This window comes from Nakamurella sp. GG22 (assembly GCF_052976845.2).
Genome location: NZ_JBRIIO020000068.1, coordinates 1 through 1,930, shown reverse-complemented (window position 1 = coordinate 1,930; position 1,930 = coordinate 1). Strand labels below are relative to the sequence as shown.

General features: G+C 64.5%; 3 protein-coding genes. All 3 read left to right on the top strand.

The window, feature by feature from the left end:
- Positions 1 to 135 precede the first annotated feature (135 nt).
- Positions 136 to 423: a hypothetical protein gene (locus ACVBEQ_RS28010; RefSeq protein ID WP_447156722.1), complete on the top strand. Its 288-nt coding sequence runs from the start codon at positions 136 to 138 to the stop codon at positions 421 to 423.
- Positions 420 to 641 carry a hypothetical protein gene (locus ACVBEQ_RS28005; RefSeq protein ID WP_447156721.1) on the top strand — a complete coding sequence of 74 codons (222 nt, stop codon included), beginning with the start codon at positions 420 to 422 and terminating at the stop codon, positions 639 to 641. Before ACVBEQ_RS28010 ends, ACVBEQ_RS28005 begins: the two co-directional genes overlap by 4 nt.
- A gap of 216 nt (positions 642 to 857) precedes the next feature.
- On the top strand, positions 858 to 1,930 hold a 1,073-nt coding region (locus ACVBEQ_RS28000), incomplete at its 3' end, for a winged helix-turn-helix domain-containing protein (RefSeq protein ID WP_473163210.1).

Genomic DNA, 1,930 nt, shown 5'->3' with positions numbered 1-1,930 from the left:
TCGCCGCAGTCGTGACCCTGGCCAAGGCGTTGTCCCGGCAATCTTCGGATCGACCTATCCAACTCGGATGACGCTTTATCTCACGGGAACCGCAAAAGTAACCGTGGGATACCGGCGCCGAGCGAGGAGGTCTGTGTGAAAGTGCCACTCGACTACGAGATTCGCGTGTCCGGTCCCGTTCCGGAGTCAGTACTCGTCGAGACCGAGGGATTGAAGGTTGTCAACGAGCCGGTCCAGACGATCCTTCGCGGCCCAGTTCCCGACCAGGCTGCCCTGCACGGCATCATCAATCGGCTGCAGCGCCTCGGCCTTGAACTGATCGAGGTTCGCCGGGTCGGACCACATCCAACCGACGCCGACCGGGACGACTGCGCCAGCCCGGACCAGGACGCGTCCGACGACGGATCCCAGCCGGCCCCGTGAATGACGACTACGAGTTCCGAGTCACCGGGCTCATCGGGCCATTGACGCGAGCCGCCATGCCGGAATTGGAGTCCTACCGGTGCGAGAGGGAAACGATCCTGATCGGCACTGCGCCGGACGAAGAACACATCTCAGCGTTGCTGGAGCGCCTGGACCAGGCCGATGTGACCACCAGTGAACTCCTGATCACCCGAACGGTGCAGCACAAGAAGGGATAGTCCGCGGCGCAAGCACAGAGCTGTCGTCACCTCAGGCACAACAGGTGAGCATCCGAGCACATTTAGTACGTTCGGTTACGCCGTTATGCCCAAACTGTCCTGATGTGCCATGGTTACACCTGCGCGGTACACGTGTGCCCTGCGCCTCGTCGGCATCTTGTCGGTCCGCGAGTCTGTGTCGGGGGCCGGAGGGGCTCGGGTGGTGGGAGAGTGCTGATGCGCCAACTGCAGTCGGTCTTGGCAGTCAAGACCCAACCACCGGCCGCACCGCCCGGAATCGTCGATCGTCCCGCGCTGACCGACATGCTGACCTCTGGAACGACAAGGCCGATCACGCTCGTCAGTGCCGGTCCCGGAGCCGGCAAGACCCTGACCGTGGCGGCGTGGGTCCGGTCGGAGGATTCTCGGATACCCATCGGTTGGCTGAGCCTCGACGCCTCCGACAATGATCTCCGGTCGTTCTGGACCAACATCATCCTGGCTCTTGTCGCCAGCGGTGGGGTGCCCGAGTCCAGCCCGCTGCGCGACATCACACCAGCGAACCAGTTCGGCGCCACCGAGGTGCTGGAACTCCGCTGCCGGCTCACCGAACTCCCGCGGCCCGTCGTACTCGTCCTCGACGACTTCCAGGAGATCGTCGACGACGGCATCCTCACGTCCTTCGGCGAACTCGTCGATCACCTGCCGGCGACGTTGCGGCTGGTACTGCTGACCAGGGCCGACCCGATGCTGCGCCTCCACCGGCTCAGGGTTGACGGCATTCTTACCGAGATCCGCACCGGTGACCTGGCATTCGACAACTCGGAGACCAAAGAACTGTTCGAGCGCCACGGCATCGCGCTGAGCTCGGATCAGGCGGCCGCCCTGCAGCTCCGGACGGAAGGCTGGGCAGCGGGCGTCCGGCTGGCGGCGCTATCGCTCAACCGCGACGACATCGCCGCCGGTATCCAACGGTTCTCCGGTAGCGAACGGTCGGTGGCGGAGTATCTGATCGGCGAGGTCACCGAACAGCTGTCCTCCCGGGATCGCGAATTCCTGCTACGGACAAGCATTGTCGAGCGGGTGAACGGCCCGCTGGCCGAGCACCTGACCGGGAGGGTCGACAGCCAGGAGCTGCTGGAAAGCCTCGTCCGTGCCAATGCTTTCGTGGTCGGCCTGGGGGAGCGCGGCGAATGGTTCAGCTATCACCGGCTTCTCCGGGAGTTGCTGCAGCACCGCCTGTCGCTGGAGCAACCGTCGACCGCGGTCGAAATGCACCGTCGGGCCGCTCAGTGGATGCTTGCTCAAGG